At 58.1% G+C, this 22,283-nt stretch carries 31 protein-coding genes; 1 reads left to right on the plus strand and 30 read right to left on the minus strand.

Features of this window, described 5'->3' with window-relative positions; translation table 11 throughout:
- Positions 1 to 16: 16 nt before the first annotated feature.
- The 4 genes from FBZ99_RS04030 to FBZ99_RS04045 all read right to left on the minus strand — a co-directional run bounded on the left by FBZ99_RS04030 (position 17) and on the right by FBZ99_RS04045 (position 1,628).
- The gene (locus FBZ99_RS04030) at positions 17 to 433 is read right to left on the minus strand and encodes a DUF1515 domain-containing protein (RefSeq protein WP_145631499.1); all 417 of its coding nucleotides are present in this window, start codon (positions 431 to 433) and stop codon (positions 17 to 19) included.
- Between the two features lie 133 nt (positions 434 to 566).
- Entirely contained in the window at positions 567 to 914 is a 348-nt protein-coding gene (locus tag FBZ99_RS33025; protein WP_186450280.1) for a hypothetical protein, read from the minus strand.
- Positions 914 to 1,402 (minus strand): glycoside hydrolase family protein, encoded by a 489-nt coding sequence (locus FBZ99_RS04040; RefSeq protein ID WP_186450281.1) that lies wholly within the window; start codon positions 1,400 to 1,402, stop codon positions 914 to 916. Before FBZ99_RS04040 ends, FBZ99_RS33025 begins: the two co-directional genes overlap by 1 nt.
- Positions 1,392 to 1,628, minus strand: a complete 237-nt coding sequence (locus FBZ99_RS04045; protein WP_145631509.1) for a DUF7940 domain-containing protein — start codon at positions 1,626 to 1,628, stop codon at positions 1,392 to 1,394. The genes FBZ99_RS04040 and FBZ99_RS04045 overlap by 11 nt, the downstream gene beginning before the upstream one ends.
- A gap of 156 nt (positions 1,629 to 1,784) precedes the next feature.
- On the opposite strand from FBZ99_RS04045, the gene FBZ99_RS04050 reads away from it, so the two are divergent.
- Positions 1,785 to 2,918 (plus strand): acyltransferase family protein, encoded by a 1,134-nt coding sequence (locus FBZ99_RS04050; protein ID WP_145631512.1) that lies wholly within the window; start codon positions 1,785 to 1,787, stop codon positions 2,916 to 2,918.
- Here the strand turns inward: FBZ99_RS04050 and FBZ99_RS04055 are convergent.
- The 26 genes from FBZ99_RS04055 to FBZ99_RS04175 form a co-directional block, all read right to left on the minus strand.
- A complete protein-coding gene (locus tag FBZ99_RS04055; protein ID WP_246661064.1) occupies positions 2,907 to 3,227 on the minus strand; it encodes a hypothetical protein in 321 nt (106 codons plus the stop codon). The two genes, FBZ99_RS04050 and FBZ99_RS04055, sit on opposite strands and share 12 nt — an antisense overlap.
- Positions 3,224 to 4,231, minus strand: coding sequence for a hypothetical protein (locus FBZ99_RS04060; RefSeq protein ID WP_145631515.1), 1,008 nt, complete (start codon positions 4,229 to 4,231; stop codon positions 3,224 to 3,226). Before FBZ99_RS04060 ends, FBZ99_RS04055 begins: the two co-directional genes overlap by 4 nt.
- Positions 4,232 to 4,240: 9 nt before the next feature.
- Positions 4,241 to 4,621 (minus strand): hypothetical protein, encoded by a 381-nt coding sequence (locus FBZ99_RS04065; RefSeq protein ID WP_145631518.1) that lies wholly within the window; start codon positions 4,619 to 4,621, stop codon positions 4,241 to 4,243.
- The gene (locus FBZ99_RS04070; protein ID WP_145631521.1) at positions 4,621 to 5,103 is read right to left on the minus strand and encodes a hypothetical protein; all 483 of its coding nucleotides are present in this window, start codon (positions 5,101 to 5,103) and stop codon (positions 4,621 to 4,623) included. Before FBZ99_RS04070 ends, FBZ99_RS04065 begins: the two co-directional genes overlap by 1 nt.
- Entirely contained in the window at positions 5,103 to 5,510 is a 408-nt protein-coding gene (locus tag FBZ99_RS04075) for a hypothetical protein (RefSeq protein ID WP_145631524.1), read from the minus strand. Before FBZ99_RS04075 ends, FBZ99_RS04070 begins: the two co-directional genes overlap by 1 nt.
- A gap of 9 nt (positions 5,511 to 5,519) precedes the next feature.
- A complete protein-coding gene (locus FBZ99_RS04080) occupies positions 5,520 to 8,126 on the minus strand; it encodes a phage tail protein (protein WP_145631526.1) in 2,607 nt (868 codons plus the stop codon).
- A 15-nt stretch (positions 8,127 to 8,141) separates the two neighbouring features.
- Complete coding sequence (locus FBZ99_RS04085) at positions 8,142 to 8,576, minus strand: GNAT family N-acetyltransferase (protein ID WP_145631529.1); 435 nt, start codon at positions 8,574 to 8,576, stop codon at positions 8,142 to 8,144.
- Positions 8,573 to 9,250, minus strand: a complete 678-nt coding sequence (locus FBZ99_RS04090) for a hypothetical protein (RefSeq protein ID WP_145631532.1) — start codon at positions 9,248 to 9,250, stop codon at positions 8,573 to 8,575. Before FBZ99_RS04090 ends, FBZ99_RS04085 begins: the two co-directional genes overlap by 4 nt.
- The gene (locus FBZ99_RS04095; RefSeq protein WP_145631535.1) at positions 9,250 to 9,882 is read right to left on the minus strand and encodes a hypothetical protein; all 633 of its coding nucleotides are present in this window, start codon (positions 9,880 to 9,882) and stop codon (positions 9,250 to 9,252) included. Before FBZ99_RS04095 ends, FBZ99_RS04090 begins: the two co-directional genes overlap by 1 nt.
- Positions 9,879 to 12,296, minus strand: coding sequence for a tape measure protein (locus tag FBZ99_RS04100; RefSeq protein WP_246661065.1), 2,418 nt, complete (start codon positions 12,294 to 12,296; stop codon positions 9,879 to 9,881). The genes FBZ99_RS04095 and FBZ99_RS04100 overlap by 4 nt, the downstream gene beginning before the upstream one ends.
- 35 nt (positions 12,297 to 12,331) lie before the next feature.
- Positions 12,332 to 12,454 carry a hypothetical protein gene (locus FBZ99_RS33760; protein ID WP_281408377.1) on the minus strand — a complete coding sequence of 41 codons (123 nt, stop codon included), beginning with the start codon at positions 12,452 to 12,454 and terminating at the stop codon, positions 12,332 to 12,334.
- A gap of 38 nt (positions 12,455 to 12,492) precedes the next feature.
- A complete protein-coding gene (locus FBZ99_RS04105; protein ID WP_246661066.1) occupies positions 12,493 to 12,897 on the minus strand; it encodes a gene transfer agent family protein in 405 nt (134 codons plus the stop codon).
- Positions 12,897 to 13,337 (minus strand): phage tail tube protein, encoded by a 441-nt coding sequence (locus FBZ99_RS04110; protein WP_145631541.1) that lies wholly within the window; start codon positions 13,335 to 13,337, stop codon positions 12,897 to 12,899. The genes FBZ99_RS04105 and FBZ99_RS04110 overlap by 1 nt, the downstream gene beginning before the upstream one ends.
- Before the next feature lie 77 nt (positions 13,338 to 13,414).
- Positions 13,415 to 13,840 (minus strand): DUF3168 domain-containing protein, encoded by a 426-nt coding sequence (locus FBZ99_RS04115; RefSeq protein ID WP_145631544.1) that lies wholly within the window; start codon positions 13,838 to 13,840, stop codon positions 13,415 to 13,417.
- Positions 13,837 to 14,277, minus strand: a complete 441-nt coding sequence (locus FBZ99_RS04120; RefSeq protein ID WP_145631547.1) for an HK97-gp10 family putative phage morphogenesis protein — start codon at positions 14,275 to 14,277, stop codon at positions 13,837 to 13,839. The genes FBZ99_RS04115 and FBZ99_RS04120 overlap by 4 nt, the downstream gene beginning before the upstream one ends.
- Positions 14,274 to 14,624 (minus strand): phage head closure protein, encoded by a 351-nt coding sequence (locus FBZ99_RS04125; protein WP_145631550.1) that lies wholly within the window; start codon positions 14,622 to 14,624, stop codon positions 14,274 to 14,276. The genes FBZ99_RS04120 and FBZ99_RS04125 overlap by 4 nt, the downstream gene beginning before the upstream one ends.
- Positions 14,599 to 14,787: a hypothetical protein gene (locus tag FBZ99_RS04130; RefSeq protein ID WP_145631553.1), complete on the minus strand. Its 189-nt coding sequence runs from the start codon at positions 14,785 to 14,787 to the stop codon at positions 14,599 to 14,601. The genes FBZ99_RS04125 and FBZ99_RS04130 overlap by 26 nt, the downstream gene beginning before the upstream one ends.
- A 3-nt stretch (positions 14,788 to 14,790) precedes the next feature.
- A complete protein-coding gene (locus FBZ99_RS04135; protein ID WP_186450282.1) occupies positions 14,791 to 15,360 on the minus strand; it encodes a head-tail connector protein in 570 nt (189 codons plus the stop codon).
- A gap of 9 nt (positions 15,361 to 15,369) precedes the next feature.
- On the minus strand, positions 15,370 to 15,876 hold the full coding sequence (locus FBZ99_RS04140; protein ID WP_145631559.1) for a hypothetical protein: 507 nt from the start codon (positions 15,874 to 15,876) through the stop codon (positions 15,370 to 15,372).
- Positions 15,877 to 15,937: 61 nt separating this feature from the next.
- Positions 15,938 to 17,188: a phage major capsid protein gene (locus FBZ99_RS04145; RefSeq protein WP_442966440.1), complete on the minus strand. Its 1,251-nt coding sequence runs from the start codon at positions 17,186 to 17,188 to the stop codon at positions 15,938 to 15,940.
- 70 nt (positions 17,189 to 17,258) lie between these two features.
- Positions 17,259 to 17,915 carry an HK97 family phage prohead protease gene (locus tag FBZ99_RS04150; RefSeq protein WP_186450283.1) on the minus strand — a complete coding sequence of 219 codons (657 nt, stop codon included), beginning with the start codon at positions 17,913 to 17,915 and terminating at the stop codon, positions 17,259 to 17,261.
- Between the two features lie 16 nt (positions 17,916 to 17,931).
- Complete coding sequence (locus FBZ99_RS04155) at positions 17,932 to 19,152, minus strand: phage portal protein (protein ID WP_145631567.1); 1,221 nt, start codon at positions 19,150 to 19,152, stop codon at positions 17,932 to 17,934.
- The gene (locus FBZ99_RS04160) at positions 19,149 to 20,864 is read right to left on the minus strand and encodes a terminase large subunit (RefSeq protein ID WP_145631570.1); all 1,716 of its coding nucleotides are present in this window, start codon (positions 20,862 to 20,864) and stop codon (positions 19,149 to 19,151) included. Before FBZ99_RS04160 ends, FBZ99_RS04155 begins: the two co-directional genes overlap by 4 nt.
- Positions 20,843 to 21,298 carry a hypothetical protein gene (locus FBZ99_RS04165; RefSeq protein WP_145631573.1) on the minus strand — a complete coding sequence of 152 codons (456 nt, stop codon included), beginning with the start codon at positions 21,296 to 21,298 and terminating at the stop codon, positions 20,843 to 20,845. The genes FBZ99_RS04160 and FBZ99_RS04165 overlap by 22 nt, the downstream gene beginning before the upstream one ends.
- A gap of 83 nt (positions 21,299 to 21,381) precedes the next feature.
- On the minus strand, positions 21,382 to 21,648 hold the full coding sequence (locus FBZ99_RS04170; RefSeq protein ID WP_210248374.1) for a hypothetical protein: 267 nt from the start codon (positions 21,646 to 21,648) through the stop codon (positions 21,382 to 21,384).
- 55 nt (positions 21,649 to 21,703) lie between these two features.
- Positions 21,704 to 22,078, minus strand: coding sequence for an HNH endonuclease (locus FBZ99_RS04175; protein WP_145631576.1), 375 nt, complete (start codon positions 22,076 to 22,078; stop codon positions 21,704 to 21,706).
- Positions 22,079 to 22,283 lie beyond the last annotated feature (205 nt).

Raw genomic sequence — 22,283 nt, forward strand, 5'->3', positions numbered from 1 at the left:
GCGAACCGCGATGCTCTCAAAGCTTCAGCCAGTGCCGAACGATCGCTGAAGCCGTGTCGCTCGCCCAAACAATGACCGACCCGACAGAAATCCCGAACAATACAAGAAGTCCACCGACTCCGGTTCCGAGAAGCTTGATGCGACGCCATTCCGAAAGAGCAGGCTCGACTTCCTTGTGATTTTTGGCGACGGTTTCCTTGAGCGCGATTACCTCATTTCGGATCTGTGCATCAACCTGTCCCGCGATGGCGATCGTCTCATCAGTCTTCGCCATCTGCTTCGCATGATCATCGAGGCGTCGGTGGATGACAGCGCGGCTCTCATGGGCGTTTTCCTTCTCTTCCTGAAAATCTTCCCTGATCCGATCAAGGCCCTCTTCCATACGGCCGAGGGTGCGCATGATTTCGTGCAGCAGATCGCTTTGCGTCGGCATACAATTCGGTCTTTCACTGCAGGAGGGAGATCAGGCCGGGCGCGATCACGCAAAGGAACGCGCCTGTCGACAGAGCGAAGAGGATGAGGCTCACGCGCGCCGACATCACCAGCACTTTTGCTGCTGTCCGAACCTATTGTGGGCCGCGACCTGGTTTGCAAACGGCCGATCCGTTTGAAGGATCGTTACCGACGTTGCCAGGCTGGGTGTTAGTTTCTGCCATCCGTCGCACGCATTCTGCGGCGTCGGCGTCTGACAGCCCGAAATCAGCGCACAAAGAGGCAGCATCAGAAGTAGAGACCTGATCATTGACCACGTTCCTTTCGCGGAGAAGCGTCACGGATTTTGTGAGAGCAGCCGTTGCGGCCATCTGTTTGCCTTCGCCCTGGCCGATCCATCGCGCCGGGTAAAAGACGAGCGTAGCACCGACGATCAGGCCAGCGCCTATCTTGAGGTAGTCGAAGATCCCAAAGCCGAACATCACACGGCTCCTTTGAGGCAATACATCTGCTCAAGGGCGCGCCGCTTCGTCAGCCCGGGCAGCTCGACGAGCACGCCGTTCTTGCGGGCCTTGTTGTAGAGCGTGAGACGCTGGCAGGCTTCCTTCACCTTGCCTGCGTTCAGGAGGCTGGCAATAGGCCCGCAGAACGTCCCATTCCCCAGATTGTAGCTGAAGTCGTTGAACGCCATCTGGACATAGGGCGAGAGGTCGTCATAGCCCTTCACGCAGGCTGCGTTACCCTGCTGGTAATGCGCCATCCGCTTCTTGAGCAGATCCAAGCATTCTTGCTGGCTAAAGGTGCGACCCTTCATGTCCTGCGCGTTCTGCGTTTCACCGTAGCAATATGTGAGGACGCCGATCGGGTCTTTATAGACATAGCCATAGTAGCCCTCTGCCGGAGCGGCCAATGTCGTGACGGCCATTGCAATGCCGGCGGCCACGGCAGCTTTTGAGCGTTTACTCGCCATGATCATTTCCTTTCAGATTTTCTTGAGCGACGAGGCGCGAGATCAGCGCGCCGCAGGTGACGAGGCCCGTCAGCGCCGCAAACGTGCCGCGCGGAATGGAGACGAACTGATCGATGATCGGGAGGGCGACTTCGCAGCCGGACAGGATGCCAGCCACAATGATGAGCCGGATGCTCCACGCATGGCGAAGCACCCGGCCCGCGTTGGGGACGAGTTTCGGTTTCATATGATGTCCTGAGAGATGGGTGGATCAGTCCGCCGAGAAGATTTCGGGTGACCGAATATTTTAAGTCTTGCTGTTGAAGCCGTTAGAAAGTACGCGTTGCAAGTAACGCCGATGTATATGTCGGCCAGCTGTTAGGGCGCCACCAGCGAGAGGTCTATGCGGACGGTCGGTCAGATACTTGACGAAAATAAGGGGATGGGTAAAGGATTCGGTTTCCTGCGCATCGCACTGGCCGTCACAATAATAGCCTGGCATAGTTTTGTTGTTTCTCAGGGCGACAGAGCATCTTTCGAATATCGCTACTTTTGGATTTCCAATTACGCTCTTCTGCCGATGTTCTTCGGGTTGAGCGGCTTCCTGATCGCAGGGAGCGCTCAGCGCCTAAGCATCGGGCATTTTTTCCTCAGCCGAGCCTTGAGAATTTTTCCAGCGCTGGCCGTAGAAACCGTCATCTCGGCAGTTTTGATCGGGCCGATGGTGACGGCGCTTGCGCTATCCGACTATTTCCAGGACCCTGGCTTTTTCCGGTATTTTCAGAATATGTGGGGCGCCGTGGTCTACACGCTTCCCGGCGTGACGTTTCTTCCGCCTTACCCCGAGATCGTCAATGGGGTGATTTGGACCGTCCCAATCGAGCTCGCCTGCTATGTGGCGATGGGCGCTCTAATATTCTCAAGACTGAATTCACGGCCCATTGCCCTTATCCTCATCGGGATCGCGCTGCTCGCGTTGCCGAACGCTATAGAGTGGTTTGGGCTTGTGCGCTTCTCAGAAGTTCTGCGGCAATCAAATCACCTATGGTTTTTTGACAACATCAGGGGCGACAAATTGCTGCCCTGCTTTTTGTTCGGTGTCGCCGCCTACGGCTTACGGCACAGGATCGCCTACAGCAAAATCGTGTCATTGCTCTCTCTTACAGCCCTGGTGCTTTTGGGATCGCTCGGAGACGCTGTCTCTGTGCTCAGTCACCTGCCGGCCACCATTTTGATGTGTGCCGCCGCGATTTACCTCACGATCTATATTGGCTGCACTGATCTGGAGCGCTACGCCCCGAAGGGCGACTATTCCTATGGGCTGTATATCTACTGCTTCCCCATCCAGCAGATTTTGAACAAGCTCCTGAACATACATAACACCGCAGGCTTTCTGCTTAATTTCTCTGGAAGTCTCGCCATTGCAACCGGGTTTGCGATTTTCTCATGGCATCTCATTGAAAAGCCATGCCTCGGATTACGCAAGCGTTTCAAATCCGGTAGGCCCGCCCCGCAGACAGTCCCTTCACAAGCGTGACGCCGCAGCAAAAAAGTCGTCGATCTGCTCGGAAGTGAAACCCATAGCTGTGAAACCTTCCTGCATCATCGGTTCGGACTTCACGAACGAACCGGAATACTCAAAGGCGATCTGGATCGCTCGCGGCTGCGACGCGACCCATGCCTCGACTTCATCGAGCAGATCTTGAGCGAGAAGCTGCAATTTGAACTGCCGAGCAGACACCAATTCCGGCGAAGGAACCGCCGATTGCGCGGACTGCATCCGTGTGAGTGCGGCAATCTCCTCGGCAGACATTTCGACTTCTTGGCCGTTCAAGATCCTGATCATCCACGAATCCCCTCAACTTTGATGGAACCTGACATCGTGCCGGCATTGCATAAAATGCGCAGCGCGTTCCGAGCTGCGGTAGTGGGCTGGTATCCGTTGTATTGCGCATAGAGAAACTGGCCGCTCTGAATAATCTGCGCCCGGCATGTGAACTTCGCGCGGTTGGCCTTGTTGAAATTAAAGATAATCATTTCAAAGGCGCCACCATTACCGGCGCCGGCGTCTGCTGTTGGAGTAATGTTCGCACCCGGGGCCGAAGCGAAGTACTGATTTGCGAGCGTTGTTCCAACGGCTGATGTGTACATCTCGCCGTAGACATTTCCGAACGAGGCTCCGTTGTCAGAGCTAAAAACGGCGGTAATCGCACTATTCGACGAGACATCGAGCGCGCCGGAGATCTTGATCAGCTCGTACGTGCCGAGATTTGTGAGATCCACTACGGAAACGCCGGAAACGGCCTGATTTATAATCGTCTCCCATGTGACTTTGAGCGTTAATCTCGCGGCTACGGCGTCCGCATCATCCAGCAGGCCTTTAATGAAGGTCGAGATGCCAAGAGCTGACTGGGCCTCTGACACATTAGCGCTATCTATAATATCCCGGCCCGTGGCGGTAAGGCCGGTCAACGCGGCTGTATTCCCCCCTGTGAAATAGGGAAGTTTGTCGATGGCCGGGGTTAACGCGGATAGCGCGGAGATCGATGGCTTTTGCAGCCCCTGCAGGATCTGCGCCAGCGCCGTCGCGTTGGCGAGCACCTGGCGATCATAGGCGGTGTCGACGACGAGAGCATAGGAATAGGTGCCGGACGCCCCCTTCCATTTCGTCGCCGCCGTGATCTGCGTGTCGCTGTCAACTGTCAGGATCGGCATGGCATTGCCATTGGCAGCTTCAGCGTAAACTATGCCGCCAGCTATCAGTGCGGTCTGCCATCCCGTGCCCACGCCCGTTACCACGGCAGAGCCGTTGTTGAGCGTAATCGTGCCTGCTGTGTAAGGTACGGTCATTGTGCGTTCCTATAGTTCGGCGAAGGCCCACCAGCGGATGCGGCGCGTGACCGCCGGCTTGGCGCGGTTATAGAGCTGCAGTCGCGGCGTCGTCCCCGCCACGAACCAGCCTCCGATGGTGTCGGTCCCGGGCAAGATCCCGTCTGTTGACTTGATGAGAATGAACGGCGGATAGCTGAACACCTGCGAGGGGATGTTCACGGTCACCGTCGCCGTCAGCGAGATGTTGTAAGGCACATCGACCTCGCCGAATGCCTTGGGCACCATTGGCACCTGACCTTCGTAGATCGACATGCGAGAGATATCGCCGTCCAGAACATCGACGCCGGGCTGGCTGGCGCGGAATATAAAGCTTCCGGCGCTGTTTCCAATGTAAACGCGACGGGTCATTACTCGCCAAACCTGTTCTTGAAGACCATCCAAGTGAGGGTCATGCTGCCAGCCGAGCCGCCGACATTCATGACCGCCCGCGCTCTCAGCGTCGTATTGTTGACGAGCCAGACGCCGCTTTCCGTGAATATTTGCCCACCTGAGCCAACCTGCCCATAGGTTCCGCAAAGCGAGATCGGCACGCCGGAACTGTTAACCGGAATATTCGACGGATTGGCGCTGTCATATTTAATGTTGCCGAAGAAGACCGGGCGATATCCGAGGTCGGGAAAATTGACTTCAGCATACCAGATCGTTTTCCCGGTTATGGCAGCCGTGCTGGTCATACCGACCTGGCCGTTGGCGTGTAACATCAGTGTGCGAAATCGGCTGTCGAGCAGGTAATTTGTGCTCGTGTCGTCTATGTCTCTTCCGGGCTTGCTGATGAATATCCCGCTGTCACCAACCGCCGGATTGTTGCCGATCCTGATCCGCTTCGCCATCAGTCGACACCATAGACTTCGTATTCGATTGTCCCATAGTTCATCGTGCCGCCGCCAGAGAAATTGCGTGGGAACACGATACGATTGCTGTAGATGATCGGGCAGACCTGATTGTTGCCGGCCTGCTGCATCGGCGATTGCACGCTGGGTCCGCTCCACGGCGTCGCTACACTACTCGCCGCTAGCATGCGAGCAATCACGCACGGCGCGTAGCCATAGTCGCGGTTGAACATCACGTTCCAATCTCCACCGCCAGGGTCGGTGGCGGTCTTGGCCTCAAGCAGGATGCCTGACCAGTTCCAATCTGAGTCAAAGATCTTGTCCTTGTCCGCCATTGACAGGGACGCGGGAACTCCCGGCCGCGAAACCACGATCCTGGCAGGCTGTATGATGGCGCGAAGAACCATGAACCCTCCCTAGTCCGAAACGGTGATTGAGCCATTGGTGATGTCGATCACCATTTTCGCACCCGGGCCGCCATTGATGAGGCCGGCGGTCACGGTCCCGATATTTGCAAACTGCGCCTTCAGCACGCCGCCCTCGACCACCACGGGCAGGAAGGACTGACCGAGATTGTCCGGGTTCAGGACACTGAACTGATTGGCAAGAACGGAGAAGCGCGACTTTTGCACGCCACCGGTCGTATAGATTTCGAGAAACATGCCGCTCTCGATATAACTTGAGCCGGCCGACGCCCGCAGCGCGATCGAAAAGCGCGCATCAACGCCTGTCTGATTGGCCGCAACCGAGAATTTGACCAAGCCTTGAGCCGAGAGATCCCCCACCGTCGCAGAGAGCGATGTCGCCTGCGCTGCGGCTGCGCTGGCGACTCCGGAGACGACGGCGATCTGGCTGTCGGCAGACGCTTTATTGTCAGAAACGGTTGCCGTAAGGGTTGTAACCTGGCTCGCAGCAGCGTTGGCCGCATCGGCCGCGACTTTGATATTCTCGGTGAATGTCGCATTACTTTCCCCGACCGATGCCACGAGGCTACGATTGGCCTCATTCAGCACAGCGTCCGACAACTGAGTGTTGATCATCAGCTGCTCTAGCAGCGGTCGCTGGTCCTGAAGCTCCTGCTGCAGGCCCTTGAAACGGTCGAGAATGTCGTTCTTCACATGCTGCAGATCAACGATCAGGTCCGTGACGACTACATTCGGCGTCGTCACCGGCAACCACGCAGACCAATCTGTTATCCGGCTTCCTGACGGAATGAACCGACCGCGCGCCTCATAGTTCGTACTTCCCTTAAAGTTAGCGTTTAAAACCCAGCTATAGGGCGCAGCATATCGGGTGGAATCACTGTCGAATACGATGTCGCCTGTGGCGGCGAGCCGGACCTGCACCCAAACCTTGTCAACGTCTGTCTGATCGGGCGCGCAACTGACTTTGATAGAAGGCCGCCACGGCACGCCGGCGCTGTCGTTGATCGTCGCAGGCTCAACAGTCCAGCCGTACATTGGCTGAGCCGGAGGCATGACCGGTCCAAGCGGCGCAAATACCGGAGGCTTATAGTCGTGGTCCTGATCCCAATCATAATCACTGGGATCGACCTCAGTCAGATCGAGCGTGACGTCCAGATTAGCGTGATCGGCAATGCCGTCCACCCGAAACAGTTTCGCGTCATAGCCATTACGGTTCGAGGTGAAGCTGACGATATCGCCGGGCTCAAGCACCCAAGCCTGCGGCGGCAGCATGAATGTATGGCGCCGGGCACGCCGCGCCTCGTTGAGTGCCGAGAGCATGATCCGCTGCACCTGCGATGAGCGATATACCATGTTCAGGTCGACGCTAGTCATCAGGCGGCGATTGCCGTCCTGCGCCTCGAACGTGGCGTTATAGAGCGGCGGCGCGGTCTTTGTGTTCCATGCCTCATTGGGCTCCGGATAGGTCGCGGAAACGCCATTGACCGTATCCGCGAGGCCGAAGAATGGCGTGAACGACTGCTCTTCCGTCGACAGAATGTCGCCATCAGAGAAGGCGTAGACCGGAGCGCCCGGCTCGCCAACGCGGGTCTTGTAGAAGCCCCCGGTCTCGATGAGCTTGCCCTGACACCCGGTGAGAAGGCTTTCGACCGTCGCGCTGATGTCCGTATCGACGGAAATCTCAATGCCGGTCAGATAAGTCGCTTCCGGGCCGCTCGGGCCGTCAATGGCGGCACGACACTTATTGACCTGCATAATCCAGTCGGCCGCAGGCAGGCGTGGCGCCGTTAGGCTCTGAAGTCCGTAGAGCCATTTGCCGCCATAGGTGATGCCGCGCAGGATATTGTAGATCTGCACGACGGGAAGATCGTCGCCGTCACCGCCCCAAGTGGAGGGATTGTTCCACCGCTGAGGCCCGGCGCCGCCCGCCGTGCTATCCTTCGTCACGTCATAGAGCGGCGCGCCCTGGACTTCGAAGCGGAAGGTAGGGAAGCCGCTAAACAGCTCGTCGTTGGCCTGCGATGTGACGATCGCGTAGGCGACGCCGGTTCCGACACGGGTATTCTGATATGGCCGGTCAGCGCTCGAAACTGTGTTGACCAGGAAGGGATCAGCGACGGTCTGTGTGCCGTCGTAGAACTTGATCCACATATGGTTATTATTGCCGGTGTTAAACTGCGTTACCGGATAGCCCCAATCCCCATAGCTCGTGTCGCTGGTGTCGACAGTGACGGGATCTCCGTTGACCCAGAAAGCCGATATCGTCCTGATCGGCATGTCCGAGAGCGCAATGACCTGCGTGAAATAGGCATTCGGCGTCTTGCCGGCTTTGCCCCAAGTGTTCGCGTAGACCAGCGAGCCGGCCGTCGTGCGGCGACCCAAGACAAACGAGCGGGCAACATCGCCGCCGGCCTGCAGCGTGCCATTGACGCCGTTCGTCTGCTGTCCCGCGGACTTCGGCTTCTGCAGTTCCTTCGCCAGCATGCTGACGCCGATGCCGACAGCCGCATTGAGCGCGAAGGCCGACACGGTCGCGGCAAGCGACGTTTCGGCAACGCCAAGGGCGCCCGCGACGAAAGCAGTTGTAAATACAGCCATGAAAGGGAGGTCTCTTTAAAGAGGCATCATGAAATGGCGCTCTACAGCCTGATAGCCGCGACGCTCGTAAAGCTTGGAAACGACAGGATCGACACCAAGGCCGACCATGCTGACATATTGGCATCCGCATTCGGCCGCCCACTGCTCATAGGCGGCGAGCATTTTCGTTGCTGCCCGGCCGCGCCAATCCAGATCGATCCACCAGATGATCTCCGAAGCAACTTTGACCGGCGCCAGATGGTGAGGCGCAGCCACGGCTGCGAGAACGCCGCGCGCGATACCTTCACCCTCATAGATCAGGCATAGGCGATTGCTGTCGCTCAGCGCCGCATCGAACAAGACGGAAGCCGCAGCAGCAGAAAACGCAAACGGTGCGCCCGATACTGCATGGAAGGCTTTCGCCATAACCAGCACGCGCGCCTTGTCGCTTGAAATCGCCGTGCGGATCATCGATTGGCCGCCTTGATGTTCGCGGATATGCGCTGCGCAGCCGAGGTCTCAACCTTGCCGGATTTGCGCCCCCAGAAGAACTGCCAGTCTCCGACCGTAGTCGTATCCTGATAGAAATTGTCCGTCGCGGATCTCAACACCTGGCTATCGTGCGAACGTGTATCCGGATTGCTGCGGCCAAGCTCTTGCGCGTGAGAGACGCAGGTAAGCTCGAGGCTTCCCGCCTCACCTTCCTTTGGCGTCGTGATGGTGGCTTCATCGACGAAGCCGATGAAGCGGGAAAATGCAGGCGCCACCATCTGGCGGGTATCGGGGTCGAACATGCCGCGATAGATCTCGACGCCAGCCTGCTTCAACTCATAGCCGCGAACGATATTGGCGACGCCTTCATCGATCTGTGACATGGCAATGCTGACGCTCTGTGCGGCCAGATCGGAAGTCAGCGGAATATCGGCAACCGAAATCAAAGTGCCGCTACCCTCAAAATTGCGCGAGACGGCGACGCCGGTGTTTGGGTCCAGCACCTGCGCCGAAACATTCCCGACATCATTCCAGAAGCCATATTCAAACGGCAGTCCAGTATCGAGCGTCCGGACTTTAAGCCAGAGGAAGTCGCGCGCCACCAGCCGACGCGCCTGCAGCGCCGCGTTGTTCTCTACTGATATAGCTCGCATTAACGGGCCTCGATTGCTTGGAACGTGATAGTGCCACGACCGTCGGAAGTGTTTGCGGGCGCGGATAGGCTGTCCGGAACCAGCGTCATGATACAGGATGGCTTCACGAGCTTGGCTGCCGCGTTGACCAGGGATGTCGGCCACACAAAGGTGCGAACCTCGAATGATCCGGTGACGCCGGCGCCATTCGCGGTTGCCATCTCCAGCGCCTGGTAGAGATCGCTCGCGCCGACCTGCACGAAGTCGCCGACACTGACGACATAGCCAGGCGGAAGCCCCTTGAGAGAAATGGCTTTGCCAGTGATGGAATTCACTTGACCTGAGCCCGAGAAAGCCCCGCCGGTCGGCCATGATCCGCGCGGATAGGCAATGGGATAGGTCCGGCTCAACCGCCACGCCTTGAAGGTCTGGAGACCGTTCTCTAGGGCCTTCAGGCGCGCGAGCCAATAGTCCAGCTCATTCGGCCATAGACTGCGCGACTGATATGTCGCCTTCCAGAGCGGCGAACCGAGATCCTTCGCATAGCTCTTACCGTTGGCACTGCGGCTCTGCTCTTGGCGGTAGAGCAGATCGAATTCCGTTGACCAGCCGGGAAAGTCGGAGAGGAAATCGACAGGAAACGTAATAGTCACGTCTTAAACTTCCCCAGTTTTACGCCAGCCTTGTTGGCAGCCCGGATCGTCTTGATTGTCCGCGCCTCAAAATCCCGATTGAGGCGGATCTGCGCTTGCTCTAGCCGCGCAACCGCAGCAGCATCAGCGCCGCGTGCATCGATGACGGGCGCATAGGTGAAAGATGAACCCGCCTGAGATGATGCGGGAGAGGCGATGCGGGATGGCTTCGGAAGGCTTGGCGCCCCGATCATGCCACCGTCAGCACGGCGTAGGACATGGCCGCTATTGATGGCCTCAAGAAGCGAACGGTTCTTTTTCGTGGCGGCGGCATTGACGACAAACTCGCCATCCGAAAGCATGGCCGGTATCTTGTCGTCACGCGGACCGCCGGGTCCGCGAACAGAACCGCCGCCCGCCAGCTTGACGGGTCCGCCATCTTTCAGGCCGATCGACGACCAGAGTTTCGAGAACCAGTTATTGGTGCCAGACGTGCCGAACAGCGAATCAAAAGCACTGTCGAGTAGTTTGTCGCCGATCTTTTCCAGCGCCCCACCCAAAGCCTCGACGGCCGATTTGCCGTTAATCAGATCCTTGATGAAGCCTTCCGACGCATCCTTACTGGTGGCGCGCCAATCCTCCATCTTCTGTCGCAGCTTGTCCTGCGAGTCGTTGAGTTGATTGCTCTTCTGCGTGGCGTAACCATTGGCCTCAGCCAGTGCTAGCATGGCTTCCGCCTGCGCTCTGGCGGCCGGCGTCAGCTTCGAAAAATCACCGCTCAGGAGCTGGTTGACATCCGTCAATTCCTTGCCGGCGGCATTGCCTGTGCGCTGGGCTGCCGACAGCAACTCCTGCGCCGTTGCGGCTTTCTCTGCTGCATAGCCGTAATCGTTGATGTACGGATTGAGCTTGGACTGAGCTTCCGTCTGTGCATTCAGGACGGCAGTTCGCTCTCTCACCTGGCGAACTTCACGATCATAGGCCTTGGCGTCGGCGCCGCCAGACTTTTCTTTCGGCGTCTTAGTGGGCGTGGTCGCATACTTCTTGTCGGTGATATCGATCGGCTGGCTGAGTGGCAGCTCATCCTTGAAGCCTTCCGATTTCTGGAACTTGCGAAGATCCGGCGGACCTTGCGGCCCGGCGGTCGATCTGGCTGCCTCCTGCAGGGAAACCACCTCGTCCTTGGCGGCGCCCGTCTTCTCGCGAATTGCGTCCATCTGGCGGAGGATCTCGGCATTCGCATCATTGTTCAGCGGTAGGCCCATGGCCTTCTGTAATTCGTTCGCCGCGTCGAGCTGATCCTGCAATGCCTTCAGGCGCTCGCCATCGGCATGCTTCTGACGCTCATCATATTCCCTACCCAGCTTCTCAATATCGATCGGCTGGTTTGAAAAGGCCGGACCCAGATCGATAAGCGGCTTTCCGCCATTGATCGACTTGCTCAAGCTTTGCAGCTTGTCATTCAAAGATCCACCGGATGCCGACGCCCCCGCAAGAAGGTTGTCGTAGGCTTTGCCGAGATTGTTGAGCCATGCGATGACGGCCTGGATGTTCTCGGCAAGCTGGTTGAAGTTCAGCTGATTTATCCGGGTGACTGCATTCTCGATGACGCTGATCGCGGCGTTGCCGGCGCCAGAAGCCTCGTTGAACTTGCCGACAGCCTTCGTGAGGCTGGTCTGCAAATCGGTGAAGGCCTGGCCGATCGTCGTCTGCGTGCCGGCGAGCTTGGTGTCGAGATCCGACGCTCCGGCGATGATGCCGTCAAACAGGGCACGGCTGGAGATCTTGCCGTTGTTGACGAGGTTCTTCAGCTCAGCAACCGAGCCGTTCGCCTGCTTGATGCCCTTGGCTGCCGCCTGCGCGAGCGCCGGCATGCCTTCGATAATGGAATTGAACTCTTCGGCATGCACCGTGCCGCTACCGAGCGCCTGCGCCAACTGCAGCATGGGGCCGGCCGCTTCCGTCGCGCTGGTGCCCGATACCCGCAGAGCTTTACCCACGAGATCGGTGAAGCCGACCAGCTGCTGACTGGACGCACCAAGTTCCTTCTGCTGCAGCGAGACGCGGCTATAGAGCTGTGCCAGGGCCTCAATCGGAATATGGTTCTTCAGCGCGACGCCATAGAGCTGGTCCAGCGTCTTCGTCAGACTGTCGCCAGAGAGACCGGCAACCTTCATCGCGTTTTCGATCTTGATGGCGGAGTCGGCCAGCTCCTGAAGACCCTTTGCGCCACCGATGAGCGCAAATGCCTTGGCGACATTCGTCCCCAGGGAAGAGAACGAATTCTCAAGGTTCTTATTCATCTCGACGGCGCGCTTTTCGATCGCACGGAACTGCTTATTAGCCTGGTTCGTCTGGCGGTTCAGCGCGTTTTCGAACTTCTTGAAGTCAGCCGAAAGCTGCACAACAAGGCGCTCAATGTCAGTGGTTGCCATCTAATCCAGTCCTGCGAACGAAATGATCAGGAATTTCAATTCTTCGATTTAAGCCATTCGAAAAGCTCATCTGCTTCCCGGTCGCTCATCTTGCCGTCGTCGGGGCAATGAGCCGCGACGTATCCCTCTACCGCGACATAGAACTGCCACATGGACATGGCGTTGACCTGCTGTGGAGAGAAGCCGATCGCCGCGCCTAGTCCGTAGATTGCGCCAAATCTGAACTTTCCGTTGGGAAGGTCGTCGAGCCTGTCTCGATCTGATTTGGCGCTTTTGGCTCCCCCGGAGGTTCATCCGGAGCGCCCATCAGACCGGCGCTCAATATACCAACCGCATAGATGAGGTTCTCGACGGGAGGTCTGGCCTCGACATATTTCCGGACCAGTTTGAGAGCCTTGACCGGGTCGACGCCTCCACCGATGAGGCCGAGACGGATGGTATTGGAAATATCCTCTATGCGCCATTGCCGTGTCTGCAGACGATCGAGGATGACATACGGGCCGGCGTCGCATTTCTCCTGCAATTCCGCCAGCTCGCCCCAGCCCAGACGGAACGAATAGGTTCCGTCTGCCCAGTCCAAGGGGATACGAGCGTCCCGCATCAGGGTGTCGACACGCGCGTCAGAGCACCATCGCTCTGCATTTCAACGCTCATGGTGACACGGCCACCTTGCTCGGCGGAAGGGTTGAGCGTGTTGACGTGCATAAGACCCGTCCACGTGATCGTCTTGGCCGGGAATTCCAGCTCTATCTTCACAGGAACGGATTCGACGTTCTCCCATGCGTCAAGCCATGTCTCCACCGACTCGGCAGCGCAAACGCCATCGCCGGAGACGGATGCTGACAGAGTGTTCGCGTCGCGGCCGATCCACGCCACCGCATCTGGATCATCGCAGTCCGGAAGCGTGACTTCCGTGAGATCCTTGGTGAGAGTGAGGCTTTTCGAGGTAAAGCCGCAGGGAGCGGTATAGACGATCGGCGTCGCGCTATTGCCAAGCAGAACGCGGAATTTGCCGAAGCGGGCAGTTGTCGGTTGCGCCATGGTGATATCTCCTATGATGGCAGCAGTGAAGGCCGCCCGGTGTGGGCGCTATCGGCATTCGCCGATATTCCTTGATGTCAGGGTTTCTCGATACCGGCGCGGAACGTCAGCGCCGCATGAGAGGTCAGTCCGTCCGGGTCGCGAAAGACGCGGCGGCCGTCATACTCGAAATAGACCTGCGCATTATCGACGAGAGGCAATTCAACCTCGTCAAGGGCATCCTCGATCGCGCGAGCTATGCGCTTGACCTCAGGAAAGCCGACCGCGCGAGACCATGCGTCGATCTGCAGGATGAATTCTGATGCCCGGATACACTCGGCAGGGTCCGGTATCTCCTGATCCGGGCCAAGCGAGATATAAGGGAATGTCGCCGTCGTGTTGCCCGCATCATCTTGCGGAACACGGTCATAGACCCGGCCTGCCACGAGCGAAATGACGCCGGCGTCATTCTTTAGAAGGGTGACGATTGCCTTCTGCAGCTCAAAAGATGCATCCTCGCTCATGACGCCGCCACTTTCTTTGCCGCATCCCGTACCGCTTTCCCGAGACGGCGCACGGTGCGCCGCTTGTTCGCGCGCCAGCTGACATAGAAGTATGGCTGCGCCCGCATCTTCTGCGTTCCAAACTCCACCCATCGCGCATAGTAGGCTTCCGCGTTACCGGCATAGATGGTGATCGCCATGTCGCCTGACTTGCTGGCGACAGTGGCGACAACAGCCGAACCCTTGGGCGCCGAACCCCATGTCCAACCAATGCTATCCCGCAGGGCACCGGACCGTCTGTCTTTCACCGGAACCGCCAGGACCGGCGCGAGGCGCTTCATCATGCCGACAATCTCATCGGCCGCTTTTGCCATTTCGGCGCGGATCATCTCGCGAGCAATGGCCGGAAGCTGCTTGAGCTTCCTGTTAAGACGATCAAGATTGGTGATTCTGGTCATCCGGCGGCCACCCCGCTCTGGCAGAGGAAATCCAGCCACAACCGGTCATCTGTCGGCGTGATATCGCGGATGTTGAACGACTTTCCATCCCTCACATCGCGGACCCGCCAGTCCGTCGTGACCTGCCGCGACGCCGATGAGCGGCGCACGAAGATGACCTGCGTATGCTGGCCCTGAAGGCGCTCAGCCATGACGCTTTCGCCGCCGCGCAGATGCGTAAATCCGGCACGGCATTGAAACTGCTCCCGCCATTCGCCAACCGTATTGCCTGCGCCATCGTCGATATCGACACGCTTGTCGAAGGCGACATGAAAGAACAGATCACCGGCCGATCTCGTCGCTGCCATCAACTGGTTCCCTGTTCATGAAAAAATCAACCGCCTTGCCTGCGGCGATGGCCTTATCGGCGCATTCACGCTTCACGACGCAGACCATGCCAGCCCGATAGGCGATGGTCATCGAAGGCAGTGGCTTGTAATCGAAATCGGCGATGAAGCGGACGCGGGCCATGGATCACCAAACCCTATATGGCGAAAGCAGCGCCTCGACGGCAAAAGGCATCGCAAACGGCTGTTGCCCAGTCGAAACGACAGGCTCTCGCACGTTATACCACTGAGCAACAAGCATCTTGATCGCCGTCCTGATCGGTTCCGGCACGGCGTTGTTCCACTTGTCGGGAGCATCAGGATCTTGAGTTCCGTAGCCCGCGCGGTAGCGGATCTTCACGTCGCCATCACGTCCACGAACTGCTGGCAGATCGTCGAAATGGAGCGGCGTCGGAAGAGGCCAAGTCTGCTCGATGCCATCCGGATCTATATACTTTATCGAAATAATCTCCACTTCAGGCGGAAATGGCAGACGCTCTCGATCGGTCGGCCAGTTGCATCGCTGCCATTCCAGAACCTGAATGCCGAGCGCGCGGCCGAGCCATCCTTCCGGGCCGTCCAGCCACTGCGTCGCAGCAAGGATGAACGACTTGATCAGATCATCGTCATCGGTGATGTCCTGGTCGATGATGAGGAATTTCTTTGCCTCATCAACCGAAATGATCTCGGTCGGTGCTTCGATAACGACGACACGCACGCTGATATCCTACTTGTTCTTTTCGGGAGCCTGTTCAGCCCTATTGGAAGGCTGTTCTTCGGGTTTGCTCTTCCCCGATGCCTCAGATTTCGCTTTTTCAATCTCCGCCGCAATCGCGCGGATCTTGGCATCGGCATCCTTGCGGGCCGTATCAAGTTCGGATTGGATCGAGCCGAGCGCCGCGTCGGCACTCTGGCGAGCGGCAGTAACTTCGGCAGCAATTTCATTGATCTTGCCGTCTGCAGCTTGCCTGGCCTTCGTCAGCTCGGCTTCGATTGCCCCTCGCGCCTGGTTGGCTTTATCGACAAAGGAATTGAACTCCGCCTCGATATCGGACCTTGTTCGGGCGCCAGCAGCTGCGGGCGCCGCTTTCGATGAGGAGCCGGGCAGACCCAGAACCCCGAGGCCGACAAGATGCTTCGCTTCGTTTTCCAGAAGCTCCCGACGCTCACCGCGCCTGTAGAAGCGGTCACCTTCATGCTCACGGAGCACTTCGTATTCCACAACCTTGTTCATGACACTCTCCTTCGGTTCATGAAGCGGGCGGAGAAAGCCGCCCGCTATAATGAGCCGAAGATCAGGCCACGCGACCGAAATCGCCGTAAACGAATGCCTCCGGTCGGTATACCGCCAGCGCAAGACGTTCTTCAATCAGCATGGTGATCAGGTTCTTGATGAAGTCATCTTCGTTTTCCGTGGCGATCTCGACGCGTGCCAGCCAGCGGTCAAAGATCTGAGCGCCGAGCTTGAATGCGCCGGTCAGGAATTTGTCGACGGCAATGGCCTGCGTCTGAACCACAGGCAGACCCCAAAGGGTCGGCGTGATGGTGCCTTGCGGATTGCCGATGATGTAGCGACCGGTCGTATCCTTGAGTGTTTCGACCCAGGCCCAATCGATCGGGTTCATGACGTGACCCGTGGCCGGATACTCTGCCAGGACGGCCTGCAGCATCGCCAGACGCATGATGTCGATGCTGGTCGGATCGGTCAGTGCGATCGGAGCTGCGAACGCCGTTGCCTGCGGAATGATGCCGAGCAAATTCTGTCCGGTGCCGTCGCCGTTCAGCAGCTGCGTTTCCTCCTTGAAGGCGAGGCCATAACGGCCGCGCCCGTCGATGTAGGAGGCCAGCTGCGCAAAGTCTTCCATTGCCTGGCGAGAGGCCTTGAAGTGATGCGCGATGACCTTCGCCGACGTATTCTTGAGTGCAAACTTGATATCGGATTGAGGCTTAGCAGCCCCTTCCGCAACCATGCCGGCGCCGTTGGTGAAGCCGGTCTCCTGCACGTATTCGAGGACACCGCCATCCATTCGGCCAGGGGTGATCAAGTCACGCACCGTCATGCGGCGCTCAGGCGGCGCGATAATGCCGGGGAGCCTGGTCGGAGGAATGGCGGCGCCGATTGCGCCGGCGGTATCAGTATTGGCGGTCGTGATGACGGCCTTGACCTGCATATCCACCCGGCCGCGCGGCGTGCCCTGCCCACAGAACTCCTTGACCTTCGCATCTTCGACGAACTGCTGGCCCAGGCTCTTCTCCGCGTCGGCACCATCGCCGCGATTGCGTGCGAGCTTCTGTTCGAATTCGGCAACCTGCTCCATTAGACCATTCATCTTGAGAAGTGCCTCGTCTGCCTTCTCCTTGATGCTGGTCGACAGATCGCCGCTTTTCTTGGCCTCACCGAGCGCCTTTTCGGCAATCTCCTTGGTTTCGTCCATCGACTTCTGGAATAGGGCCTTTACCTCGTCGGCGAGTTCCTTTGCCGATTTGGTGTCATGGCCTGCTGCATCGCGCAGATAGCGGCCAGCAGCACGTTCGTTTGCACTCATTGCGCCGAGCACAGCAAAGGCCGACGCGTAGAAACGCATCTTCAGTTTCATGGTAGTCTCCAATGTTGGATTAGCGCAGGAGAGCCTGCAGGAAGGTGGTAGCGTCGCTTGCCGGCGTTTCGGGCTCCCCCCGAAGATGCGGTGCGGCCTTGCTGGCAATTGCCGTGGCAAGGGCTTTCGAGAAACCGCCTGCATCCCGCAGGAATTCCTCGAATTCTCTGACGGTCGGCATCTTGCCGGCCTCCAGAATGGTTTTGACGGAGGTGACACGCGCCTCTACGTTCATGGGCATGGTGACGAGCGAAATTTCGCGAAGATCGACCGTCTTCAAGCGGCTGACACCGCGACGCTTTTCGTCTTCGACGATGCCACCGGGAGGAACGCGATAGCCGATGGACATGCCGCCGATGGCTTTGGCCTTCAGCAGCGCGTGCGCCCGCTTGGCGAGCGGGTCATGATCGACCAGCAGTTGGCCTTTCACGTAAAGACCCTTGGCGTCCTCGGAAATGTCTTTCCAGACGCCGATGGGCTCTCGCTGATCATGCTGCCATAGCATCGGTATGGTGCGCTTGTCCGCCTTCGCCTTCACGATGCTTTCGATGAAGGCGCCCGGCTCGACAACATCGCCACCCTGGTCGACATTGCCGAATGTCGATGCATAGCCTTCGAATTCGCCCGCATCTCCGACGCTCTTGGTATCCAGCAAGAAATCATAGTTCTGCGTCATGGCGCACTCCGCAAATTCAATTGTTCGAGCCATTGGGAAGCTTCCCACTTTCGTTGATGGGAACATTCTGCATCTGCATGCGCGGGATATCACCGCCCGGAACGGCCGGCATGTTCTCCAGAGCGCGAACTTCGTTGATCGTCATCGCGCCAATCTGCGTCATCGTCTGATAGAATGTTGCGCGCGCCGAGCTATCTCCGCGCAGCAGTCCATCAAGGTTGAATTCGATCGTAATTCCTGCCGCGCGCTCAGCTGGCGTCAGCAGCTGCTTTTCGAGCGCCTGCTCAATGCGCTTCAAACGACGCCGAAGCGTGAACTTCTGGAAGCCAAGGACCTGCTCCGACAAACCGGAGCCGAAGCTTGTCACTTTCTCGGTGTGGCCGATCATGAATGGCGGAACACCGAAGAATCGGCAAATCTCCTGCACGGAGAAGGCGCGGGACTGAAGCATCTGCGCGTCTTCCGGCTTCATATCGATAACCTGAAGCTTCTGGCCCCCTTCCAGAATAAAGGGCTTGCCGGCGTTCACGGCACCAACGAATTTGTCCTCAAGCTTACCCTCGATCGCATTACGCTGAGGTTCAGTAAGCCACTTCTCGAAGGTTAGAGTGACGCCGGGCCGCATGCCGTTCGCGAACATCTTTCCGGCCGTCTTGTCGATCGTGCGTGCGAGCCCGAAGGCATGGCGGCCAAATTGCAACGTCGACATGCCGCCGAGCGGATCGCCACCGAAGCCGCGGATATGTAGGACACCGCGATCAGACTCGATGTACGACTTTCCGTTGTCGGTCCATGAATACTGTATCGAGCCGTCTGACAGGCGACGCACGTTCATGCACACCGGATTAACCGGGACTAGCCCTATAATCGCCGTCGTTGATCGAAGGATCTGAGCATAGGCATTGCCGCGAAGTTCGATCGAAGCCGCTACGAAATCCCAGAAATCAACAGCCGTCTGGTCATAGTTCGGGCTGTCATGAAGGATGCGATAGAGCGGATGGTCCTTCGCCACGATCCTGTTTCCAGATCCATCGAGGCGGTAGACCATGAGCGGCAGGGACGAAATCGTGCCGGATATCAGGTTCACGCATGCCCATACGGATGAAATCGTCATGACGTTGGCGTCATTGACACTTTCGCCTGCATCACTCTCGGAGCCGGTGCGCGACCATCCCTCCGGACTGCGCAGCGAAAGCGTGCGCACAACGGCATTCGCCATCTTCTGCAGAATGTTCACGATGCCCCCGCGAATTGCTTGAAGTAATCAGCCTCACCCGCCCCGGAGGCTTCCGGGTTAAGCTCCATCAGCTTGCCGGCGTTAAGCATCGCCATGACCGGATCGATCTTCGCCCAGGCCTCTTTCTTGTCGACGAGGACCATGGTCGGACGATGCTCAAGTTTCACATTGCTTACGCACCAGGCCATCAGCTCGGAGCCGGAGTGCTTAAACGTCCCATCCATCAGCTTGCGCTCGATCCCAAACACGGCCGAGCTGAGGCGCCCACCTTGAGGAACGGCGCGAACTTGCGGATCGACAATTTCCCGCACGGCCAACTCTTCGACGAGTGCGGTTATGCCCCACGCATCGACACCAACGCCGCCGTCATCCGGCAAGAGACCCGCGTCGCGGACACGAGCGATGATCGCTGCAGCCTCCTCCGCATCCTGCGTTGGTCGATCACAGATGACGAGATCGCCGCCTTCTTTAGCGAAGCCGTTCAATAGCTCAGCGATGTTCTTGCGAGCTTCCAAGACGGTCGGATGGCACCAAGCCTTTATCCAGAGTAGCCAGTGCCGCGTCACTTTGTGCCGACCGATGAGAGCGAGGCCCCAAAGGTCATCTAGGCCACCAGCATCGCCGCCTGCGACGATCACGTCGCAATTCTCGATCAGATATTCGAGGGTGATTGCCTTGTCGGCTGCCGCCTCCCAATAATCGACGCCGCCCCAACGATCGCCATGCATCGCCATCCCGATCTGGACGTTAAGATGCTGTGATGCCCAGCGGCGGCGCTCTTCCTCACCCTTCTCTGAGGCTTCCTTCCACTCCTCCATCAACCGGTCGATAGTGATCGACAGGTTTAGGTTCGGGAGAACCATCGGCCAATTCGCCGGGTTACTCCATGGCTGATCCGGATGGCGCTGCATTGCCTCCGGAAATTCATAGAGGACCGGAAGCGTGCGGGCGTCTGTGATCTTACCGTCCCGCACATTTCGGGCATATTCCAACTCGACCTTGAACGGCCCAGACGGAGGCTCGTCGCTCTGCGTCGTGATGATGATCAGGAACGATTCCGGGTTCGGAATGAGGCCGCCGCTGATCTGCCCAAGGACGCGCGAGGCGTAAGAGTAAGCCGACATGACATGCAGCTCGTCGAGCAGGACGCCGACAGGCTTTACACCAGTCATCACCTTCATATCGAAGGTCTTGATCTTCAGTTTCGCCTTAGTAAGGCGGTCCTTGATCGTCTTCTGGTGCTCTATGCACTGGAAGCGCTTGGACAGATAGTCATCCGCCTCGATCATGCCGGATGCCTGCTGGAATGCAGTATCCGCAACGTCCTGCGTCGGCCCGACCAGAAGAAACTCAGCGCGTGGGCGACGGTTCATGAGGAGTGCCGTCACCATGATCCCGGCGCCGCCGGTCGTCTTCGAGTTCTTCTTTGGCACCAGGCCAAAGACCTTACGGACATGACGCTCGCCGTTTTCGTCTATCGACCCAAAGACAGCACGAACGATATCACGGAACCAGTCGCCAGCGCCCTCCTCCATGGTCGGCTGATCGGGAACGTCAGGAAGACGGAGCTTATTAAAAATCTTGACAGCCCGCTCACCCTCTTCCGCATCGAGGGGAAGGGCAGGCACGAGCGAGCGACCGGATTTCAGGCGTTCAACCCAATCAGGGCAGGAGAACTGCCATTCCGCCTTTATTGAAGAAGCGTACCCCATTCCGTTCCCTCATGTGCGGTCTGCGCTTCGCGGTTGGCGGTCTCCTTCTTACCGAGACGTTCCTGCTTCTCTGCCTTTGGAGCGATTGGAACGGCGGGCTTGCCCTGCTTGTCTATGATATCGAAGACGCGAGAAATGGCGACGGAGTTGCCGGACTTCATTTTCTTCAGCGTCACTTCGAGCGCCATGCCCTCGATGATATCGAGACCCTGCTCAAGCTCTCGGGAAAAATTCTTGCGCAAAGTCTTCTCATCGCAGCCGATATAGTTAGCGATACGCGATTGCGTCCATCCTGCAGCGCGCAGTAGAGAGACAAGCTCTTGATTTTCCTTGTTCTTTCCGAATGATGGCCGGCCGCGACGATCCTTGATAGGCAAGATCGGGTCGCCGAACATGTCGCGTTCTTGGACCAGCTCGGATTTTTCGTCTGTCACGGGAAAAAACTCTCCGAATGGATGGGGCGCGGGTCTAGGCCGGAAGGCCTGCTGGACTTTTGACCCGCCCCCCCCTTGTCCGGTCAGGCCGGGTCTGCCTGGTCAGCCTCGATGAAGTCGAGGTAGAACCGCTTGCCGGGCTCGATCTTGCCGAGCAATGCGGGATTGGCGACGGTGATCGTCAGTTCGCCCTGCGGCGAGAACTTGGCATAGGTATTATCCTCGTCGTATCCACTCTCCGGATACGAACCGCTCTTGGCTACAGCGACCATCTTCAGGCGATCGCTACCCTCGAACCGACTGACCTCGGTGACACGCATCTTTGCGCGCATCGTAACTCGTTCGCTCATGCGACTTCTCCTTGCTATCGCCTGCTCAACGGGAACGATGAGACGCAGGCAGATCTCACCAACTCCGAAACGATTGACGTTCCTGCTTTTGCTTCAGGCTGTCGTGGCATGGCTTGCACAGGCAATGCAGATTGCTCTCATCCCAGAACAACGCCTCGTCGCCATGGTGCGGCGTCTTGTGGTCTGCCACGAGTTGGGATGTATCGGCCTCGATGCGGCCGCATCCCTTCATCTGGCAGGTGAATAGGTCACGGACCAGCACGCTCATGCGCAGCTTCTGCCAACGAGCCGTCTTGTACCAGGCGCGCCATGGCTGCGTGCGGTCACGCTCGCGATGGCGCTGCGCTTCCGCTTCTTCTCTAGTCGATGGAGCTGCGATGCGTGAGCCGAGCGCCTTCAGCCTTGGTTTGATAGACGATAGCCTGCCCATAACCATTATACGAAAAAGGCGACCATCTGGCCGCCCGTCTGTATGTCATAGCTTGCGCACTGGCCTTGAATCGATGTCTCTGTTTGAGACCTTCAAGGCGGGGTCTGCCCGGCTACCGACCTGAGAGTTTCCTCTCTTTGCCTCGCGTCCTGCCGAGGCATTCAGGGCTATCGCCCAAGGGTGCACTGAGATCGCAGATCATCCC

It is taken from the genome of Rhizobium sp. ERR 1071 (genome assembly GCF_007828675.1).
Classification (GTDB): domain Bacteria; phylum Pseudomonadota; class Alphaproteobacteria; order Rhizobiales; family Rhizobiaceae; genus Rhizobium; species Rhizobium dioscoreae.

Coding starts and splice junctions, on each gene's coding strand:
- FBZ99_RS04030 (WP_145631499.1), bottom strand. CDS start 433: ATGCCGACGCAAAGCGATCTGCTGCACGAAATCATGCGCACCCTCGGC.
- FBZ99_RS33025 (WP_186450280.1), bottom strand. CDS start 914: ATGTTCGGCTTTGGGATCTTCGACTACCTCAAGATAGGCGCTGGCCTG.
- FBZ99_RS04040 (WP_186450281.1), bottom strand. CDS start 1,402: ATGGCGAGTAAACGCTCAAAAGCTGCCGTGGCCGCCGGCATTGCAATG.
- FBZ99_RS04045 (WP_145631509.1), bottom strand. CDS start 1,628: ATGAAACCGAAACTCGTCCCCAACGCGGGCCGGGTGCTTCGCCATGCG.
- FBZ99_RS04050 (WP_145631512.1), top strand. CDS start 1,785: ATGCGGACGGTCGGTCAGATACTTGACGAAAATAAGGGGATGGGTAAA.
- FBZ99_RS04055 (WP_246661064.1), bottom strand. CDS start 3,227: ATGATCAGGATCTTGAACGGCCAAGAAGTCGAAATGTCTGCCGAGGAG.
- FBZ99_RS04060 (WP_145631515.1), bottom strand. CDS start 4,231: ATGACCGTACCTTACACAGCAGGCACGATTACGCTCAACAACGGCTCT.
- FBZ99_RS04065 (WP_145631518.1), bottom strand. CDS start 4,621: ATGACCCGTCGCGTTTACATTGGAAACAGCGCCGGAAGCTTTATATTC.
- FBZ99_RS04070 (WP_145631521.1), bottom strand. CDS start 5,103: ATGGCGAAGCGGATCAGGATCGGCAACAATCCGGCGGTTGGTGACAGC.
- FBZ99_RS04075 (WP_145631524.1), bottom strand. CDS start 5,510: ATGGTTCTTCGCGCCATCATACAGCCTGCCAGGATCGTGGTTTCGCGG.
- FBZ99_RS04080 (WP_145631526.1), bottom strand. CDS start 8,126: ATGGCTGTATTTACAACTGCTTTCGTCGCGGGCGCCCTTGGCGTTGCC.
- FBZ99_RS04085 (WP_145631529.1), bottom strand. CDS start 8,576: ATGATCCGCACGGCGATTTCAAGCGACAAGGCGCGCGTGCTGGTTATG.
- FBZ99_RS04090 (WP_145631532.1), bottom strand. CDS start 9,250: ATGCGAGCTATATCAGTAGAGAACAACGCGGCGCTGCAGGCGCGTCGG.
- FBZ99_RS04100 (WP_246661065.1), bottom strand. CDS start 12,296: ATGGCAACCACTGACATTGAGCGCCTTGTTGTGCAGCTTTCGGCTGAC.
- FBZ99_RS33760 (WP_281408377.1), bottom strand. CDS start 12,454: ATGTCCATGTGGCAGTTCTATGTCGCGGTAGAGGGATACGTCGCGGCT.
- FBZ99_RS04105 (WP_246661066.1), bottom strand. CDS start 12,897: ATGCGGGACGCTCGTATCCCCTTGGACTGGGCAGACGGAACCTATTCG.
- FBZ99_RS04110 (WP_145631541.1), bottom strand. CDS start 13,337: ATGGCGCAACCGACAACTGCCCGCTTCGGCAAATTCCGCGTTCTGCTT.
- FBZ99_RS04115 (WP_145631544.1), bottom strand. CDS start 13,840: ATGAGCGAGGATGCATCTTTTGAGCTGCAGAAGGCAATCGTCACCCTT.
- FBZ99_RS04120 (WP_145631547.1), bottom strand. CDS start 14,277: ATGACCAGAATCACCAATCTTGATCGTCTTAACAGGAAGCTCAAGCAG.
- FBZ99_RS04125 (WP_145631550.1), bottom strand. CDS start 14,624: ATGGCAGCGACGAGATCGGCCGGTGATCTGTTCTTTCATGTCGCCTTC.
- FBZ99_RS04130 (WP_145631553.1), bottom strand. CDS start 14,787: ATGGCCCGCGTCCGCTTCATCGCCGATTTCGATTACAAGCCACTGCCT.
- FBZ99_RS04140 (WP_145631559.1), bottom strand. CDS start 15,876: ATGAACAAGGTTGTGGAATACGAAGTGCTCCGTGAGCATGAAGGTGAC.
- FBZ99_RS04145 (WP_442966440.1), bottom strand. CDS start 17,188: ATGAGTGCAAACGAACGTGCTGCTGGCCGCTATCTGCGCGATGCAGCA.
- FBZ99_RS04150 (WP_186450283.1), bottom strand. CDS start 17,915: ATGACGCAGAACTATGATTTCTTGCTGGATACCAAGAGCGTCGGAGAT.
- FBZ99_RS04160 (WP_145631570.1), bottom strand. CDS start 20,864: ATGGGGTACGCTTCTTCAATAAAGGCGGAATGGCAGTTCTCCTGCCCT.
- FBZ99_RS04170 (WP_210248374.1), bottom strand. CDS start 21,648: ATGAGCGAACGAGTTACGATGCGCGCAAAGATGCGTGTCACCGAGGTC.
- FBZ99_RS04175 (WP_145631576.1), bottom strand. CDS start 22,078: ATGGGCAGGCTATCGTCTATCAAACCAAGGCTGAAGGCGCTCGGCTCA.